The 17,470-nt window shown below is 64.8% G+C and carries 14 protein-coding genes and 1 pseudogene; 14 read left to right on the plus strand and 1 reads right to left on the minus strand.

Annotated features, from left to right (window positions below; genetic code table 11):
- Positions 1–50: 50 nt before the first annotated feature.
- The 4 genes from OU800_RS08065 to OU800_RS08080 all read left to right on the plus strand — a co-directional run bounded on the left by OU800_RS08065 (position 51) and on the right by OU800_RS08080 (position 5,619).
- Positions 51–881 (plus strand): p-hydroxycinnamoyl CoA hydratase/lyase, encoded by an 831-nt coding sequence (locus OU800_RS08065; RefSeq protein ID WP_024308460.1) that lies wholly within the window; start codon positions 51–53, stop codon positions 879–881.
- 66 nt (positions 882–947) lie between these two features.
- Positions 948–2,390 (plus strand): aldehyde dehydrogenase, encoded by a 1,443-nt coding sequence (locus tag OU800_RS08070; protein ID WP_268182690.1) that lies wholly within the window; start codon positions 948–950, stop codon positions 2,388–2,390.
- Positions 2,391–2,521: 131 nt separating this feature from the next.
- Positions 2,522–4,390, plus strand: a complete 1,869-nt coding sequence (locus OU800_RS08075; protein ID WP_268182692.1) for a feruloyl-CoA synthase — start codon at positions 2,522–2,524, stop codon at positions 4,388–4,390.
- Positions 4,387–5,619, plus strand: a complete 1,233-nt coding sequence (locus OU800_RS08080; protein ID WP_268182694.1) for a thiolase family protein — start codon at positions 4,387–4,389, stop codon at positions 5,617–5,619. The genes OU800_RS08075 and OU800_RS08080 overlap by 4 nt, the downstream gene beginning before the upstream one ends.
- A 207-nt stretch (positions 5,620–5,826) precedes the next feature.
- Here the strand turns inward: OU800_RS08080 and pobA are convergent, their stop codons facing one another.
- Positions 5,827–7,011, minus strand: coding sequence for a 4-hydroxybenzoate 3-monooxygenase (gene pobA / locus OU800_RS08085; protein ID WP_268182696.1), 1,185 nt, complete (start codon positions 7,009–7,011; stop codon positions 5,827–5,829).
- 656 nt (positions 7,012–7,667) lie between these two features.
- Between pobA and OU800_RS24275 the strand changes: the two are divergent.
- From OU800_RS24275 to benB, 10 genes and pseudogenes are all read left to right on the plus strand, one after another.
- Positions 7,668–8,543, plus strand: a pseudogene (locus tag OU800_RS24275) (cache domain-containing protein); the annotation flags it as partial.
- A gap of 198 nt (positions 8,544–8,741) precedes the next feature.
- A complete protein-coding gene (locus OU800_RS24280) occupies positions 8,742–9,446 on the plus strand; it encodes a methyl-accepting chemotaxis protein (protein WP_442964767.1) in 705 nt (234 codons plus the stop codon).
- Between the two features lie 145 nt (positions 9,447–9,591).
- Complete coding sequence (locus tag OU800_RS08095) at positions 9,592–10,449, plus strand: helix-turn-helix domain-containing protein (RefSeq protein WP_268182702.1); 858 nt, start codon at positions 9,592–9,594, stop codon at positions 10,447–10,449.
- On the plus strand, positions 10,446–11,375 hold the full coding sequence (gene pcaQ, locus OU800_RS08100; RefSeq protein WP_268182703.1) for a pca operon transcription factor PcaQ: 930 nt from the start codon (positions 10,446–10,448) through the stop codon (positions 11,373–11,375). Before OU800_RS08095 ends, pcaQ begins: the two co-directional genes overlap by 4 nt.
- A 94-nt stretch (positions 11,376–11,469) precedes the next feature.
- The gene (gene pcaH, locus OU800_RS08105) at positions 11,470–12,189 is read left to right on the plus strand and encodes a protocatechuate 3,4-dioxygenase subunit beta (protein ID WP_268182704.1); all 720 of its coding nucleotides are present in this window, start codon (positions 11,470–11,472) and stop codon (positions 12,187–12,189) included.
- A gap of 169 nt (positions 12,190–12,358) precedes the next feature.
- On the plus strand, positions 12,359–12,967 hold the full coding sequence (pcaG, locus tag OU800_RS08110; protein ID WP_268182705.1) for a protocatechuate 3,4-dioxygenase subunit alpha: 609 nt from the start codon (positions 12,359–12,361) through the stop codon (positions 12,965–12,967).
- A 170-nt stretch (positions 12,968–13,137) separates the two neighbouring features.
- Positions 13,138–13,983, plus strand: coding sequence for an IclR family transcriptional regulator (locus OU800_RS08115; RefSeq protein ID WP_268182706.1), 846 nt, complete (start codon positions 13,138–13,140; stop codon positions 13,981–13,983).
- Between the two features lie 374 nt (positions 13,984–14,357).
- The gene (locus tag OU800_RS08120; RefSeq protein ID WP_268182707.1) at positions 14,358–15,314 is read left to right on the plus strand and encodes an AraC family transcriptional regulator; all 957 of its coding nucleotides are present in this window, start codon (positions 14,358–14,360) and stop codon (positions 15,312–15,314) included.
- 226 nt (positions 15,315–15,540) lie between these two features.
- The gene (benA, locus tag OU800_RS08125) at positions 15,541–16,902 is read left to right on the plus strand and encodes a benzoate 1,2-dioxygenase large subunit (RefSeq protein WP_268182709.1); all 1,362 of its coding nucleotides are present in this window, start codon (positions 15,541–15,543) and stop codon (positions 16,900–16,902) included.
- The gene (benB, locus tag OU800_RS08130; protein ID WP_268182711.1) at positions 16,903–17,391 is read left to right on the plus strand and encodes a benzoate 1,2-dioxygenase small subunit; all 489 of its coding nucleotides are present in this window, start codon (positions 16,903–16,905) and stop codon (positions 17,389–17,391) included. It abuts the gene before it with no gap.
- The last annotated feature ends 79 nt before the right edge of the window (positions 17,392–17,470 follow it).

Raw genomic sequence — 17,470 nt, forward strand, 5'->3', positions numbered from 1 at the left:
TGCTCAGCCTACCTTGAGCACATCTACCCCACACATGCAGGACACCCCAAATGAGCAAGTACGAATCGCGCTGGCAAACCGTCAAGGTCGACGTCGAAGAGGGCATCGGCTGGGTCACCCTCAACCGCCCGGAAAAACGCAACGCCATGAGCCCGACCCTCAACCGCGAGATGGTCGATGTGCTGGAAACCCTGGAGCAGGATGCCGACGTCGGCGTGCTGGTGCTGACCGGCGCAGGCGAGTCCTGGACGGCGGGCATGGATCTCAAGGAATACTTCCGTGAAGTCGACGCCGGCCCGGAAATCCTTCAGGAGAAGATTCGCCGCGAGGCCTCGACCTGGCAGTGGAAGCTGCTGCGCATGTACGCCAAGCCGACCATCGCCATGGTCAACGGCTGGTGCTTCGGCGGTGGCTTCAGCCCGCTGGTGGCGTGCGACCTGGCCATCTGCGCCGACGAAGCCACTTTCGGCCTGTCGGAAATCAACTGGGGCATCCCGCCGGGCAACCTGGTGAGCAAGGCCATGGCCGACACCGTTGGCCACCGCCAGTCGCTGTACTACATCATGACCGGCAAGACCTTCGGTGGGCAGAAGGCTGCCGAGATGGGCCTGGTCAACGAAAGCGTGCCGCTGGCGCAACTGCGCGAGACCACCATCGAGCTGGCGCGTAACCTGCTGGAGAAGAACCCGGTGGTGATGCGTGCGGCGAAGATCGGCTTCAAGCGTTGCCGCGAGCTGACCTGGGAGCAGAACGAAGACTACCTGTACGCCAAGCTCGACCAGTCGCGCCTGCTGGACAAGGAAGGTGGCCGCGAGCAGGGCATGAAGCAGTTCCTCGACGACAAGAGCATCAAGCCGGGCCTGCAAGCCTACAAACGCTAAATATGCGTGCTCGGGGCGGTTGTGTGTGCCCGCCCCTGAATAACAATCACAAGATGGAGCCAGACCATGTTCGATGTGCCTTTGCTGATCGCCGGGCAGACACGCCCGGCCACGGGCGGCGCGGTATTCGAGCGCCGTAGCCCCTTCACTGGCGAGGTCGTCAGCCGCGTCGCCGCTGCCACCCTGGAAGACGCCGATGCCGCCGTCGCTGCCGCGCAGGCGGCCTTCCCGGCCTGGGCCGCGTTGGGGCCGGGCGAGCGCCGTGCGCGCCTGCTGGAGGCTGCCCGTTTGCTCGAGGCCAACCGCGAGCGCTTCATGGCCATGGCCGTGGAAACCGGCGCCACTGCCGACTGGTACGGCTTCAACGTCAAGCTGGCGGCCAACATGCTGCGTGATGCCGCCGGCATGACCACCCAGATCAAGGGCGAGGTGATTCCCTCCGACGTACCCGGCAGCTTCGCCATGGCCCTGCGTCAGCCCTGCGGCGTGGTGCTGGGCATCGCCCCGTGGAATGCGCCGATCATCCTCGGCACCCGCGCCCTGGCCATGCCCCTGGCCTGCGGCAACACCGTGGTGCTCAAGGCGTCGGAAAACAGCCCGGCGGTGCACGCGCTGATCGGCGAAGTACTGCAGCAGGCCGGCCTCGGCGATGGTGTGGTCAATGTCATCAGCAACGCCCCGGCCGATGCCGCCGCCATCGTCGAACGGCTGGTGGCCAACCCGGCGGTGCGCCGGGTCAACTTCACCGGCTCCACCCATGTCGGGCGGATCATCGGCCAGCTCGCCGCGAAACACCTGAAACCGGCAGTGCTGGAGCTGGGCGGCAAGGCGCCGTTGCTGGTGCTGGACGACGCCGACCTGGATCAGGCCGTGGCCGCCTCGGCTTTCGGTGCCTACTTCAACCAGGGGCAGATCTGCATGTCCACCGAGCGCCTGGTGGTCGACGAGCGCATCGCCGACGACTTCGCCGCGCGCCTGGCTGCCAAGGTCGGCACCCTCACTGCCGGCCTGCCGGGTGAGGCCGTGCTCGGTTCGCTGATCGACGCCGCCGCTGGTGAGCGCATCATGGCCCTGGTGCAGGATGCCGTGGACAAGGGCGCCGTGCTGCTGGCCGGCGGGCAGATCGACGGCAGCGTGATGCAGCCAGTGCTGCTCGACCGCGTCACGTCGGCCATGCGCCTGTACCGCGAGGAGTCCTTCGGTCCGGTGGCGGTGATCCTGCGCGGGCAGGGCGACGAGGAACTGCTGCGCCTGGCCAACGACTCGGAGTTCGGCCTGTCCTCGGCGATCTTCAGCCGTGACGTGTCGCGTGCGCTGAACCTGGCGCAACGGGTGGAGTCGGGCATCTGCCACATCAATGGCCCGACCGTGCACGACGAGGCACCGATGCCCTTCGGTGGGGTGAAATCCAGTGGTTACGGCAGTTTCGGCTCCAGCGCGAGCATCGACCACTTCACCCAGTTGCGTTGGGTGACGATGCAGAACGGCCCGCGCCATTACCCGATTTGAACAATCGGAACAGCCTTGCATAGCCCCAGCCCGTGAGTCTTTGAGCGGGCTGTGAGCGCCCCGAATTGAGTTTGCCGGGAAGCCCCGGCGTCGCGTCGTGCCCGAACCGGCACGACCGGAGGTGATAACAAGTGAACAATGCATCCTCCCAACCGCTCGCTGCCCGCTATCGCCCGGTGGCCCTGGGCTCGCCGGACGTGCACATCGAGGAGCGTACCGGCAACGTCTATCTCAAGGCCCGCGAGCCACTGGCCGAATTGCCGCCACGCCTGCTCGACCGCCTGCTGCACTGGGCCGAGGTGCGCGGCGAGCACACTTTCGTCGCCCGCCGTGGTGGCGATGGCCAGTGGCAGTGCATCAGCTATCGAGACATGCTGGCGCGTGTGCGCTGCATCGCCGCGCACCTGCTCGATCATGACCTGAGCCCCGAGCGCCCGCTGGTGATCCTCTCCGGCAACGACCTGGAGCACCTGCAACTGGCCCTAGCCGCGATGTACATCGGCGTGCCGTACTGCCCGGTGTCGCCGGCCTATGCCACCGTGGCCCGCGACTACGCCAAGCTGCAGCACATCTTCGACCTGCTGCGCCCGGGGCTGGTGATGGCCGCCGATGGCGCCGCCTTCAGCCGTGCCATCGACGCCGTGGTGCCCGCTGACCTGCCCTTGCTGCTGGTACAGGGCGAGGTAGCGGGGCGCCAGGCCCTGCGCTTCGACGAGCTGCTGGCGCCGCGCGAGCTGGCCGCCGCCGATGCTGCCTTCGCCCGCACCGGGCCGGACAGCATCGCCAAGTTCCTCTTCACCAGCGGTTCGACCAAGCTGCCCAAGGCGGTGGTCACCACCCAGCGCATGCTCTGCGCCAACCAGCAGATGCTGCTGCAGACCTTCCCGGTATTCGGTGAGGAGCCGCCGGTGCTGGTGGACTGGCTACCGTGGAACCACACCTTCGGTGGCAGCCACAACGTCGGCATCGTGCTGTACAACGGCGGCAGCCTGTACCTCGACGACGGCCGGCCAACGCCGCATTTGTTCGGCGAAACCCTGCGCAACCTCAAGGACATCTCGCCCACCGCCTACCTCACCGTGCCCAAGGGCTGGGAGGAACTGGTGGCCGCGCTGGAGCAGGATGGCGAGCTGCGCGAGCGCTTCTTCGCGCGCATGAAGCTGTTCTTCTTCGCCGGCGCCGGCCTCAGTCAGCCGGTCTGGGATCGCCTGGATCGCGTGGCCGAGCAGCATTGCGGCGAGCGCATCCGCATGATGGCCGGCCTGGGCATGACCGAAACGGCGCCGTCCTGCACCTTCACCACCGGGCCGCTGTCGGTGGCTGGCTATGTCGGCCTGCCGGCGCCCGGTTGCGAGGTCAAGCTGACGCCGGTGGACGGCAAGCTGGAAGCACGCTTCCGTGGCCCGCACGTGATGCCCGGCTACTGGCGCCAGGCCGAACTCAATACCGAGGCCTTCGACGAGGAGGGCTTCTACCGCTCCGGCGATGCCCTGCGTTTCGCCGATGCCGCCAACCCGCACTGGGGCCTGATGTTCGACGGCCGCATCGCCGAGGACTTCAAGCTCAGCACCGGCGTGTTCGTCAGCGTCGGCCCGCTGCGTACCCGCGTCATCCTGCAGGGCGCGCCCTATGTGCAGGACGTGGTGGTCACCGGGCCGGATCGTCAGCGTATCGGCCTGCTGGTATTCCCCAGCGTGCCGGCCTGCCGCGCACTGGCTGGTTTGCCGAGTGATGCCAGTGTCGAAGCGGTGCTGGCAGCCGAACCCGTGCGCCAGTGGCTGGCCGGGCTGCTGGAGGAGCTCAACCGCGAAGCCACCGGGTTGGCCTCGCATATCGCCTGGGCCTGCCTGATGAGCGAGGCGCCGAGCCTGGACGCCGGCGAGATCACCGACAAGGGCTCGCTCAACCAGCGCGCCGTGCTCAGCCGCCGTGCCGAGCTGATCGAGCGTCTGTACGCCGACCCGGCTGCGCATTGCGTGCTGGCCCAGGCGCGGCCATGAAGGGCCAGTTCGAGGCCTTCGAGCAGGTCGCGCTGCTGACTGCCGCGCGCACCCCCTGGATCGATTACTGCGGGCCGCTGGCTCAGGTGTCGCCCATCGACCTCGGCATCCATGTCGCCCGCGCCGTGCTGGCACGGGCCGGCATCGATGGCGAGCGGGTCGACAGCGTGCTGGCCGGCAGCATGGCCCAGGCCAGTTTCGACGCCTACATGCTACCCCGGCATATCGGCCTGTACGCCGGCGTGCCGATCGAGGTGCCGGCGCTGGCGGTACAGCGCATCTGCGGCACCGGCCTGGAGCTGCTGCGCCAGGCCGGCAACCAGCTCGAACGCGGCACTGCCAGCCTGGCGCTGTGCGTGGCGGCCGAATCCATGTCGCGCAATCCCATCGCCAGCTACGAGCACCGCGGTGGTTTTCGCCTCGGCGCGCCGGTGGGCTTCAAGGATTTTCTCTGGGAGGCGCTGCTCGACCCTGCCATCGCCCAGACCATGATCGACACCGCGCAGAACCTGGCCCAGCGCTATGGCTTGCGCCGTGAAGAGGTGGACGCCTTCGCCCTGGGCAGCTTCGACAAGGCATTGGCGGCGCAGGCCGAAGGCTGGTTCGACGACGAGATCGCACCAGTGAGCAGTACCCATTTCGAGCTGCCGGGCTATCAGCCTCGCCACCTGAGCCTGCCGCGCAAGGTCACCCAGCTAGATCGCGACAGCCATCCCCGGCAGACCAGTGCCGAGGCCTTGGCGGCGCTGTCGCCGGTCAGCCCCGGTTCGGTGCAGACCGCCGGCAACAGTTGCGCCCTGGTCGATGGCGCTGCAGCCGTGCTGGTGGGCGATGCCCGCAGCGTCCGTTCGCCCTTGGCCTTGCTGCGCGCCAGTGCGGTGGTTGGTGTGCCACCGGAGATCATGGGCATCGGCCCGGCACCGGCGATCCGCTTGCTGCTCGACGGTACCGGGCTGAGCCTGGATGCCATCGACAGCCTGGAAATCAACGAGGCTCAGGGCGCTCAGGTACTGGCCGTGCAGCGCGAGCTGGAGCTGGATCCAGCGCGCCTGAACCGCCATGGCGGCGCCATCGCCCTCGGCCACCCACTGGCCGCCACCGGCTTGCGCCTGGCGCACAGTGTCGCCCGCCAATTGCAGGCGCGCGGCGCTCGCTATGGCATCGCTGCCGCCTGCATCGGTGGCGGGCAGGGGATGGCGCTGCTGTTGGAAAATCCGACCTGTCGGTAATGCACTGCGCCCTCGTTGGCAGGGCTTGTGCGTGGCGCGAGCCAGAATCGCGGATAAATCCGCTCCTGCCGGCCGTGCGACCCGATGCCTGGGGCGCAGGGAAAACCGCTTTTGTAGGAATTCATTCGCGATCATTGCGCGCTCGGTGCCGACAATGATCGCAGGTGAAGCCCTCGGGAGGAGGGGGGCGATGATCCCCCCATGCACTCATTCCACCGCTTCGTAGGGCAGGCCGACATAGTTCTCGGCAATGGTGCGGCGCCCGGCTTCGGAGCCGACGAAGTAATCCAGCTCAGTCTGCTGCATGCGCTGGCTAAAGGCGTCGGTGTCGGGGAAGCGGTGCAGCATCGAGGTCATCCACCAGGAAAAGCGTTCGGCCTTCCAGATGCGCCGCAGGCAGATTTCCGAGTACTTCTCCAGCAACTCCGTGCGGCCTTCCCGGTGCACCTTGAGCAGGATGCGGTACAGCGTGCTGACGTCGCTGGCGGCCAGGTTAAGGCCCTTGGCGCCGGTGGGCGGGACGATGTGCGCAGCGTCGCCGACGAGGAACAGATGGCCGTACTGCATGGGCTCGACCACGAAGCTGCGCAGCGGGGCGATGCTCTTCTCGATGGACGGGCCGGTGACCAGCTTGGCGGCGGTTTGCGTCGGCAGGCGGCGCTTGAGTTCGTCCCAGAAACGCTCATCCGACCAGTCCTCCACCTTCTCCTCGCTGCTGACCTGCACGTAGTAACGGGTGCGGGTCGGCGAGCGCATGCTGCACAGGGCGAAGCCGCGTTCGTGGTTGGCATAGATCAGTTCGTCATGCACTGGCGGGGTGTCGGCCAGCACGCCGAGCCAGCCGAAGGGGTAGACCCGCTCGAACTCCTTGAGCACGCCATCGGGAATGGATTGGCGCGATACGCCATGGAAGCCGTCGCAGCCGGCAATGTGCTGGCAGTCCAGACGGATATGCTGGCCGTCGTGGACGAAGGTGACATAGGGCTGTTGCCCCTTGAGCTCGTGCAACTGGACATCACTGGCGCCATAGAAGCTTGGCGCGCCGCAGGCGCTGCGGGCCTCCATCAGGTCGCGGGTGACTTCGGTCTGGCCGTAGACCATGACCGTCTTGCCGCCGGTCAGGCCACGCAGGTCGATGCGCTCCAGGCGATCATCGAAGGCCAGCTCGAAGCCATCGTGCACCAGGCCTTCGCGATCCATGCGCTGGCTGACGCCGGCTTCGCGCAGCAGGTCGACCATGCCTTGTTCGAGCACGCCGGCACGGATGCGACCGAGCACGTAGTCGGGGCTCTGGCGTTCGATGATGACGTTGTCGATACCGGCCTTGTGCAGCAATTGGCCGAGCAACAGGCCGGACGGACCGGCGCCGATGATTGCAACTTGGGTTTTCATTGTTGTTGTCCCTTGGGGTAACTGCCGCTTGCAAGGCAGGAATACTGGAAGCTGTATTTTTGAGGTATCCAGGCGGCTCATGAAGGCACTATTTGTACTGATACTTGGATATTTCGATGATTTTGCGTGAAGCGGGGATGGGGATTCATGGCCTGGCCGGGGCAGATGTCCGGGCAGGCAACCGAGGCGGTACCTCACCGAGCCATGAGGGGACTGGTAGCCAAGGGCGTTCTGATCTAAACCTTGCGTAGGGTCGTTGCCGTTTCGATGCGTGGTCGTGCGTGAAACGGCAACAGAACCTAGGTCGCATGAATGACGACGACCTCAATGCCCGTCGGCGAGGCTTCGGGGAGGGAGAATCTGCTTGCAGGCACAGGGGCTGCGTTTGTTCGCAGCTCTCAAGCGTGTCGAGAAAATGCCGATAGCCTATTGAATCCATTCGCCAATGCTTTCATGCAGAGGGCGGATTTTCCTTACATGAGAGAAAAACTCCAATGAACATCAAGCAGAAGCTGACCTGGGCATTTGCCGCTATCGCCTGCGTGCCCATCCTCCTGGTGGCCGCGGTGGTCATCTACAATCTGCGCGTGCAGGCACAGGCGGATTTTCTCGACGGCAGCAAGAGGGAGATTCGCCAGGTCGACAACGCCATGGCCATGTTCTTCAAGGGCGTCAGCGAGAACGTCGACTACATCGCCAGCCTGCCGCAGGTGGTGGCGGCACCGACCTTGAAGAACTACTCCTCGGCCGATGCGCCGAGCATGCCGCTGCCACAGACCAATCAGGACATGGAAAGCTTCTTCGATCGCTTCGCCAAGGCCCACCCGACCACGGCCTATCTGTCCTATGGCCGGGTCGATGGCGGCTATGCCATCTGGCCGAGTGACCCAGGCCTGAAGAGCTATGACCCGCGCGTGCGGCCCTGGTACAAGACCGCCATGGCCTCTCCTGGCAAGACGCTGCGCACCGCCGCCTACTACTGGGCGCCGGACGATGCGGTGCTGATCGGCACCGTGCGCACCGTCAACGATGCCCAGGGCAACCTGGCCGGCGTGGTGGGGCTGGACGTGTCGCTCAAGCAGCTTACCGATCTGATCAAGCAGATCAAACTCGGTGAAACCGGCTACCTGATGCTGGTTGAGGACAGTGGCAACGTGCTGGTCGATCCACGCAATGCCGATAACAATTTCAAATCGCTCAACGATCTGGGCGGCGAGTATGCGCGCATGGCCGGCGCCGACGGGCTGCTGGAGGTGGAGCTCGACGGCACAAGCTACATGGCCAATATCTGGACGTCGCCGACCCTCGGCTGGCGCTTCATCGGCCTGATCGAACGCAGCGAGGTGATGGCCAAGGCCAACGCCCTGACCTGGCAGATCGGTGTCATCGTGCTGCTGCTGGCCGTGGTCTTCGCCGTGGTCGGCGCGGTGTTCGCCAAGCTCATCGTCACCCCGATCCGCAGCGTGGCAAACGGCCTGGAGAACATCGCCCAGGGCGAAGGCGATCTGACCCGTAGCCTGGCCGTACAGGGCAAGGACGAAACGGCGCTGCTGGCGCGCTGGTTCAACCAGTTCCTCGGCAGCATTCGACAATTGGTGCAGAACGTCATCGAGGCGTCTGCGGCACTGCGCCATACCTCCGAGGGTTCGACCCGTGTCGCCCATGACATGAACGATGTGGCCGAACGGCAGCGCGGTGCGGTGGAGATGGTTTCCACTGCCTTCAACGAGATGGTCGCCACGGCCAACGAAGTGGCGCGCTCGTGCAGCGAGGCGGCCAACTCCGCCGACAATGGCCAGCGCCAGGTGCATGCCGGGCAGGCGCAGATCGAGGATGCCACCGACAGCGTCACGCGCCTGAGCGACAACCTCAAGCAATCGGCGCTGGCGCTGCAGGCGCTGGAGCAGGACAGCCAGAACATCAACGCCATTCTCGGCACCATTCGCTCCATCGCCGAGCAGACCAACCTGCTGGCGCTCAACGCCGCCATCGAGGCCGCCCGCGCCGGCGACCAGGGCCGTGGTTTCGCCGTGGTGGCCGATGAGGTACGGGCTCTGGCTCAGCGCACGGCCGACTCCACCGGCGAGATCGACAGCCTGTTGGGCGGCCTGGCTCGGCGCACGCAAGAGGTGACCCGGCAGATGCAGAGCAGCCTGGAAATGTCCCAGGCCAGCGTCGAGCGCATCGGCATGGCCAGTCAGAGCTTCGAGCAGATTCGCGGCGCGGTGGATCACATTCGCGACCAGAACACCCAGATCGCCACGGCGGCCGAAGAGCAGCATCAGGTGGCCGAGGACATCAACCGCCACATCGCCCAGATCCAGGAGGATGCGCTGCTGGTGGAAAACCTCGCGCAGTCGGCACACCGCGATTCGCAGGAGCTGGCGCAACTGTCCGAGCAGTTGCATGGCTTGGTGGGGCGCTTCCGCACCTAGAGCCTAACGCCAGACGCACCGCCGAACCCGGGTTCGGCGCTTGCCTTTGCGCTCCTGAGTGTGGCCAGAGTTGCATTTTCCGCTGCAACTCTTTGGCGCTTGCAGGCATCATTGGCCGCGATACCTGCACGTTTCGAGGATTGCCATGACCGGCCAGGTGCCCGTATTCAAACTCTATGGCGAAGAGCGCGCCTGGCCGACGCCGGATCTGATCCATTGCGAGTCGATCGCCGAGCGTAGCCGCCTGCACGGCTGGGAGATCCGTGCCCATCTACACAGCGATCTGCTGCAGGTGCTGTACATCCAGAGTGGCCATGCCGAGGTGGAAATCGACGGTCAGGTGCGGGTACTCGAGCAGGCGGCGGTGCAGGTGGTGCCGGCGCTGTGCGTGCATGCCTTTCGCTTTTCCGAGGACATCCAGGGCCATGTGCTGACCCTGGCACAGCCGTTGGTCGAACATATGGGGGAGGCTCTGGAGCGGCCGCCGCTGAGCCAGGCCGCCTGCTATCCGGCCGAGGGGCATGAAGGTCGCCTGGACGTGCTGTTCGCCACCCTGGCACAGGAGTACGGGCGACACGAGACGGGGCGTGAGTTGATGCTGCAGTCTTTGATCAGCGCGCTACTGGTCTGGCTGGCGCGCCAGGCCCTGGCCGACGAGCGTGCCGAGGCCTTGCCGAGCGACCGCGGGCGCAATCACCTGCGGCGTTTCCAGGCCTTGGTGGAGCAGCACTACCGCGAACATCGCCCGCTGGACTGGTACGCCTCGCAACTGGGCCTTAGCGTGGCGCACCTCAACAGCCTGTGCCGGCGCCTGGCCGGGCAGTCGGGGCTGCAACTGCTGCACCAGCGCCTGCTGCTCGAAGCCAAGCGCAACCTGGTGTACACCTCGATGACCATTGCCCAGGTGGCCGACAGCCTGGGCTTTTCCGAGGCCGCGTATTTTTCGCGCTTCTTCCGCCGTGGTACGGGTTGCACACCCAAGGACTTCCGGAGCCAGCGATGAACTTCGACACCCGTATCAAGTTTCGCCATCTGCTGAGCTTTCTCGAGATCGCCCGCCAGCGCAGCTTCGCCAAGGCCGCCGATGCGTTGGCCGTGAGCCAGCCGGCAATCTCCAAGACGCTCAAGGAGCTGGAAGACATCCTCGACGCCAGCCTGTTCGAGCGCGGCCGCCAGGGTGTGACCCTGACCAGTGCCGGGATCGCCTTCATGCGTTATGCCGGGCCCTGCGTGCAGGCTCTGCGCGACGGGGTGAGCAGCTTGCGCGCTGGCGAGCACGAGGCCGGGCAGGTGCGTGTCGGTGTGCTGTCAACGGTGGAGAGCCTGCTGATGCCCGAGGTGGTGCGGCGCCTGCACGCAGGCCATGAGGCCCTGGTGGTCAGCGTCGCCACCGGGCCTGGGGCCTACCTGCTCGGGCAGTTGCGCGTCGGTGAGCTGGATCTGGTGATCGGCCGCATGACCGACAGCCCGGATATCCAGGGGCTGACCTTCGAGCACCTGTATAGCGAGTCCCTGACCCTGGTGGTGCGCCCCGGCCATCCGCTGCTGGCTATTGGCGAGACGCTGGCGCACCTCGGGGATTACCCCCTGGTTTTGCCGACGCAGGGCACCACCATCCGCAAGCATGCCGATAGCCTGTTCGTGCAGTGTGGCGTGAGTCCTTCGCGGCAGCGCCTGGAAACCCTGTCGCCAGCGCTGAGCCGACGCTACGTGCTGTGCAGCGATGCGTTGTGGGTGGCGCCGCAGGACGCGGTGCGCCTGGACGTGCAGCGTGGTGAACTGGCCGAGCTGCACCTGCCGGTGCGCGAGCCGGGTGGTTCGGTGGGCATCTGCCGTAACGGGGCACTGGGGCTGTCATTGGCTGCCGAGCGCTTCTGCGATGTGTTGCGCGAGGTGGCGCAGGCCTATCGGGAGGGGGATTTTCCATAACCTTTTGGTTATGAATTGGCGGCTTCTTTTCAATGTTCGTGGTGCGCGTTGTGCCAGACACTGTGGCGACAACAACCCATAACAGGAGCGCGCCATGCCTGCCGAGGACAATCGCCGTTTCGTCATTCGCGACCGTAACTGGCACCCCAAAGCCTTCACCCCGGACTACAAGACCTCCATTGCCCGCTCGCCGCGCCAGGCGCTGGTGAGCATCCCGCAGTCGATATCCGAAACCAGCGGCCCGGATTTCTCGCTCCTGAAGTTCGCCGAGCACGACAACGACCTGCTGCTCAACTTCAACAACGGTGGCCTGCCCATCGGCGAGCGCATCATCGTTTCCGGCCGAGTGATGGATCAGTACGGCAAACCGATCGCCCATACCCTGGTGGAAATGTGGCAAGCCAATGCCGGTGGTCGCTACCGGCACAAGAACGACCGTTACCTGGCACCGCTCGACCCCAACTTCGGTGGCGTTGGCCGTGCCCTGACCGACAGTGAAGGGCGCTACAGCTTCCGCACCATCAAGCCCGGCCCCTATCCGTGGCGCAATGGCCCCAACGACTGGCGCCCGGCGCACATCCACTTCTCCATCAGCGGCCCGTCGATCGCCACGCGGCTGATCACCCAACTGTACTTCGAGGGCGATCCGCTGATTCCGCTGTGCCCCATCGTCAAGTCCATCGCCAACCCGGACGCGGTGCAGACACTGATCGCCAAGCTGGACATGGGCACCGCCAATCCGATGGATTGCCTGGCCTATCGCTTCGACATCGTGCTGCGTGGGCAGCGGAAGACCCATTTCGAAAACAACTGATGAGCCGCCCAGGATCTGCTGCGCGTCGGCCAGACGGCGTTAAAAACGGCTTCGGAATGCTCATTTACTACTCGTAAACTCGAGTGCGAGCCCAGTCCGTTCCTCAGCCCTTTTTGCCTTGTCTGGCTCTAGCTCGCGAGATCCTGAGCAGGCTCATAGGAGGATGACCATGCCTGTTGAATTGCTGCCGGAAACCCCTTCGCAAACTGCCGGCCCCTACGTGCATATCGGCCTGGCCCTGGCCGCCGCCGGCAACCCGACCCGCGAGCAGGAAATCTGGAACCAGATGGCCAGGCCCGACGCGCCGGGCGAACATATCGTGCTGCTCGGTCACGTCTACGATGGCAACGGCCATCTGGTGCGCGATGCCTTTCTCGAACTGTGGCAGGCCGACCATCAGGGCCAGTACGACGAGGATTACGACCCGTCCAAAGCGTTCAACGGTTTCGGCCGCACCGCCACCACCTTCGATGCCGGTAGCGAATGGTTCGCCTACACGGTCAAGCCGGGCGTGGTACAGAACGCCGCCGGCGTGCCGATGGCGCCGCACATCAACGTCGCGCTGTTCGCCCGTGGCATCAACATTCACCTCGCCACCCGCCTGTATTTCGAGGACGAAGCCGAGGCCAACGCCAAGGATCCGGTGCTCAACCTGATCGAGCAGCCCGAGCGCCGCGAGACGCTGATCGCCAGGCGCTGCGAAGTGGACGGCAAGCCGGCCTATCGCTTCGATATCCGCATCCAGGGGGAGGGCGAGACGGTCTTCTTCGACTTCTGAGTCGTGCGCCGGTGCGTGCTTCTGCGAGGTACGCGCCGGCCTCTGGACGAGAGGGGGCGCCTGGCAGCAGGCGCATCCGGCGGCGATCTGCTGCTTCTGGCAAGGCTTTACGATTACCGCACCCTAGTTCGATAATCGCCAAGCGCTGTCCATCCAGACTCGGAGGCCCCATGAGCGAAAATCGTCCCCCCCTTGCCAGCCTGGCGCCGCCACCCTACGTGTCGCCGGCCAAGCGCATCGAAGAGTTCGCCGGTGACCCCAACTTCATGACCTCCCTGGCCCGTGGCCTGGCGGTGATCAATGCCTTCCAGGAACGCAAGCGCCACCTGACCATCGCGCAGATCAGCCACCGCACCGAGATACCGCGTGCCGCCGTGCGCCGCTGCCTCTATACGCTGATGAAACTGGGCTACGTGACCACTGATGGACGCACCTACTCGCTGCTGCCCAAGGTACTCACCCTGGGTCATGCCTACCTGTCGTCGACGCCACTGGCAGTGTCCGCACAGCCCTATCTCGACCGTCTCAGCGAGCAACTGCACGAGGCCTGCAACCTGGCCACGCTGGAAGGCGAGCAGGTGCTGTACTTGGCACGCTCGGCGATCCCGCAGCGGCTGATCTCGGTGGATCTGAGCGTCGGCAGCCGCCTGCCGGCCTACTGCACGTCCATGGGGCGCATCCTCCTGGCGGCGCTGGATGATGACCAGCTACAGGACTACCTGGCTCACGCCGAGCTGCTGCCCAAGACCAGTCGCACCTTGCACACTCCCGAGGCCCTGTGGGAGTGCCTGCAGCGTGTGCGCCAGCAGGGCTGGTGCATCGTCGACCAGGAACTGGAGCAGGGTCTGCGCTCGTTGGCCGTGCCGGTGTACGACTCTGCCGGTCATGTGCTGGCCGCCATGAATATCAGCACTCACGCCAGCCGTGTACCGGTCGCCGAGCTGGAAAAGCGCTTCCTGCCGCTGATGCTCAGTGCCAGCCGTGAACTGAGCGGGCAGCTCTTTCGTCCCGCCTGATTCGGCAAAACGGGGCGATTATCGAACGCCGTGATATTCGCTGAAGGCCCGATTGCCTAAGCTGGGCAGGCCATCGTTCTGCCAATGTTGCAATCGGTTACGCCTGACTGCTGGGCAGAACGAACAGCAAGCCTGTATCTATGGCATGAGAGTCTGTTCAAAGTCTCGCGAGCTAGAGCCAAACAAGGCGAAAAGACCTGAGGAACGGATTGGGCTCGCACTCGAGTTTACGAGTGGTAAATGAGCATCCGAAGGGCTTTTCAACGCCGTTTGGCCGACGCGCAGCAGGCTTTGAATAGGCTCTGAGCGAGGAGGGCAGCCTTGGCCCGTCAGCACTCGCCATCTTTATAACAATGATAAGAGTGCCGTGAGTTATGGACTGTCATCTGCTCAATGAGAAGAGTCGGCTGTTTGCCAATGCCGATCCTTATGCGGTGTCCGACTACGTCAACCAGCATGTCGGCGCGCATTGCATCCGCCTGCCCAGCAGCGGCCGTCCGGCGGCCAGCCTGAGCCATCGCAGCTTCGGCAGCCTCGACCTGTGCCGCATCAGCTATGGCGGCAGCGTGCGGGTCACCTCGCCGGCGCTGGAAACCATCTACCACCTTCAGGTGCTGTTGCAGGGCCATTGCCTGTGGCGCGGCCATGGCCAGGAGCACTACTTCACCCCCGGCGAGCTGCTGTTGATCAACCCGGACGATCCGGTCGACCTGACCTATTCCGACGACTGCGAGAAGTTCATCGTCAAGCTGCCGGCCCATCTGATCGAGCGGGCCTGCGTCGACAACCACTGGCAGCGCCCTGGCGATGGCGTGCGCTTCGCCTCGCGTCACCAGTTGCAGCAACTCGAGGGTTTCGCCAACCTGCTCGGCCTGGTCTGCGCCGAAGCCGAGAGCGCGCAGTCGCTGCCCTCGGTGCAGGAGCACTACACGCGCATCATCGCCAGCAAGCTGCTGGGGCTGCTCGGCAATAACGTGCAGCGCCAGGAGCTGTCGCAGAGCAGCCCGTCGTTCGAGCGCCTGGTGCAGTTCATCGAGGACAACCTCAAACAGGACATCAGCGTCGAGCAACTGGCCCAGCTCGCGCACATGAGCCCGCGTTCGCTCTATGCCCTGTTCGACAAGCACCTGCAGACCACGCCCAAGCACTACATCCGCCAGCGCAAGCTGGAGCGTGTGCATGCCTGCCTGAAGGACCCGACGGCCAAGGTGCGCAACGTCACCGAGGTGGCGCTGGACTACGGCTTCCTGCACCTGGGGCGCTTCTCCGAGAGCTACAAGAGCGCCTTCGGTGAATTGCCATCGGATACCCTGCGGCGGCGCGAGGGGTAGGCCCCGGATTGCATCCGGGCTACGGGGGTAGGTGTTTGCGGATGGTCCCTCTCCCGCCCTTCGGGCACCCTCTCCCGCAAGCGGGAGAGGGTCATCAGAAGGCCGCATAGCGGCCGTTTATTGGTGCTGCAGAAAACGGATAAAGACCTGCAAGAACTGGATATTGGCCCCGGCAGCGAGCCCCTAGCCTTGGAACCGTTGAAACAATAACAACGGAGCCATGGCCATGACCCTGGGACTCGACTACCTCAACAGCCTGCTTGAAGAAGACAAGGACAAGGGCATCTTCCGCTGCAAGCGCGAGATGTTCACCGACCCGCGCCTGTTCGACCTGGAGATGCAGCACATCTTCGAGGGCAACTGGCTGTATCTGGCCCACGAGAGCCAGATCCCCAACGTCAACGACTACTACACCACCTACATGGGGCGTCAGCCGATCTTCATCGCGCGCAACAAGGACGGTGAACTCAACGCCTTCATCAACGCCTGCAGCCACCGTGGCGCCATGCTCTGCCGCTTCAAGAGCGGCAACAAGGCCAGCTACACCTGCCCGTTCCATGGTTGGACCTTCAACAACAGCGGCAAGCTGCTCAAGGTCAAGGATCCCAAGGACGCCGGCTACCCGGACAGCTTCAACTGCGACGGCTCCCACGACCTGAAGAAGGTCGCCCGCTTCGAGTCCTACCGAGGCTTTTTGTTCGGCAGCCTGCGCGAGGACGTGGCGCCGCTGGAGGACTTCCTCGGCGAGTCGAAGAAGATCATCGACATGGTCTGCGACCAGTCCACCGAGGGCCTGGAAGTGCTGCGTGGCTCCAGCACCTACGTCTACGAAGGCAACTGGAAGCTGCAGGCGGAGAACGGCGCCGACGGCTACCACGTCACCGCCGTGCACTGGAACTACGCCGCCACCCAGCAGCAGCGCAAGCTCAAGGAAGCCGGCGACGACATCCGCGCCATGAGCGCCGGCGGCTGGGGCAAGAAGGGCGGCGGTTTCTACTCCTTCGAGAACGGCCATCTGCTGCTCTGGACGCGCTGGGACAACCCCGAGGATCGCCCGCTGTTCGCCGACCGCGAACGCCTGGCCGCCGAGTTCGGCGAGGCGCGTGCCGACTGGATGATCGGCCACTCGCGCAACCTCTGCCTGTACCCCAACCTGTACCTGATGGATCAGTTCGGCTCGCAGCTACGCATCGCTCGCCCGCTGTCGGTGGACAGGACCGAAGTGACCATCTACTGCATCGCGCCCAAGGGCGAGAGTGCCGAAGCGCGCGCTCGGCGCATCCGCCAATACGAAGACTTCTTCAACGTCTCCGGCATGGCCACGCCGGATGACCTGGAAGAATTCCGCGCCTGCCAGCAGGGCTTCGCCGGTCGCGCCATGGAGTGGAACGACATGTCGCGCGGGGCCAAGCACTGGATCGACGGCGCCGACGATTCGGCCAGGGAGATCGACCTGCAGCCGCTGCTGTCCGGTGCGCGCACCGAGGACGAGGGCCTGTTCGTGCTGCAGCATCACTACTGGCAGCAGCAGATGATCGAGGCAGTGAAGCAAGAACAGGAACACCTGATCCACGTGGAGGGTGCGTGAATGAGCCTTTCCTATGACGTCGTGCGCGATTTCCTCTACCGCGAGGCGCGCTACCTGGACGACAAGCAGTGGGACGAGTGGCTGGAGCTGTACGCCCCGGACGCCGAGTTCTGGATGCCGGCCTGGGATGATCGTGATCAGTTGGTGGAGAACCCGCAGACCGAGATCTCGCTGATCTGGTACGGCAACCGCAGCGGCCTGGAGGATCGGGTGTTCCGCATCCGCACCGAGCGTTCCAGTGCCACCATCCCGGATACCCGGACGTCGCACAACATCAACAACATCGAGATCGTCTCGCAGGGCGAGGGCGTGACCAAGGTGCGCTTCAACTGGCATACCCTGAGCTTCCGCTACAAGACCGTCGACCACTTCTACGGAACCAGCTTCTACACCCTCGATACGCGTGGGCCGAACCCGCTGATCAAGGCCAAGAAGGTGGTGCTGAAGAACGACTACGTCAGGCAGATCATCGACGTTTACCACATCTGAATCCGCTGCAGCCTTGCCGGCGGGGCCATTGGCTCCCGCCTCGGGTCGCTGCACGCCAAAAACTGCATAGCGAGGTGCG

The sequence above is a fragment of the Pseudomonas sp. GOM7 genome (assembly GCF_026723825.1).
In the GTDB taxonomy this organism is placed as follows: domain Bacteria; phylum Pseudomonadota; class Gammaproteobacteria; order Pseudomonadales; family Pseudomonadaceae; genus Aquipseudomonas.

Excerpts from the sequence above, each read along its gene's own strand:
- OU800_RS08115 (WP_268182706.1), top strand. The coding sequence starts at position 13,138 with ATGAGCGAAAATCGTCCCCCCCTTGCCAGCCTGGCGCCGCCACCCTAC.
- OU800_RS08065 (WP_024308460.1), top strand. The coding sequence starts at position 51 with ATGAGCAAGTACGAATCGCGCTGGCAAACCGTCAAGGTCGACGTCGAA.
- OU800_RS24280 (WP_442964767.1), top strand. The coding sequence starts at position 8,742 with ATGGTCGCCACGGCCAACGAAGTGGCGCGCTCGTGCAGCGAGGCGGCC.
- pobA (WP_268182696.1), bottom strand. The coding sequence starts at position 7,011 with ATGAAAACCCAAGTTGCAATCATCGGCGCCGGTCCGTCCGGCCTGTTG.
- OU800_RS08120 (WP_268182707.1), top strand. The coding sequence starts at position 14,358 with ATGGACTGTCATCTGCTCAATGAGAAGAGTCGGCTGTTTGCCAATGCC.
- pcaG (WP_268182705.1), top strand. The coding sequence starts at position 12,359 with ATGCCTGTTGAATTGCTGCCGGAAACCCCTTCGCAAACTGCCGGCCCC.
- benA (WP_268182709.1), top strand. The coding sequence starts at position 15,541 with ATGACCCTGGGACTCGACTACCTCAACAGCCTGCTTGAAGAAGACAAG.
- pcaQ (WP_268182703.1), top strand. The coding sequence starts at position 10,446 with ATGAACTTCGACACCCGTATCAAGTTTCGCCATCTGCTGAGCTTTCTC.
- OU800_RS08070 (WP_268182690.1), top strand. The coding sequence starts at position 948 with ATGTTCGATGTGCCTTTGCTGATCGCCGGGCAGACACGCCCGGCCACG.
- OU800_RS08080 (WP_268182694.1), top strand. The coding sequence starts at position 4,387 with ATGAAGGGCCAGTTCGAGGCCTTCGAGCAGGTCGCGCTGCTGACTGCC.
- OU800_RS08095 (WP_268182702.1), top strand. The coding sequence starts at position 9,592 with ATGACCGGCCAGGTGCCCGTATTCAAACTCTATGGCGAAGAGCGCGCC.
- pcaH (WP_268182704.1), top strand. The coding sequence starts at position 11,470 with ATGCCTGCCGAGGACAATCGCCGTTTCGTCATTCGCGACCGTAACTGG.
- benB (WP_268182711.1), top strand. The coding sequence starts at position 16,903 with ATGAGCCTTTCCTATGACGTCGTGCGCGATTTCCTCTACCGCGAGGCG.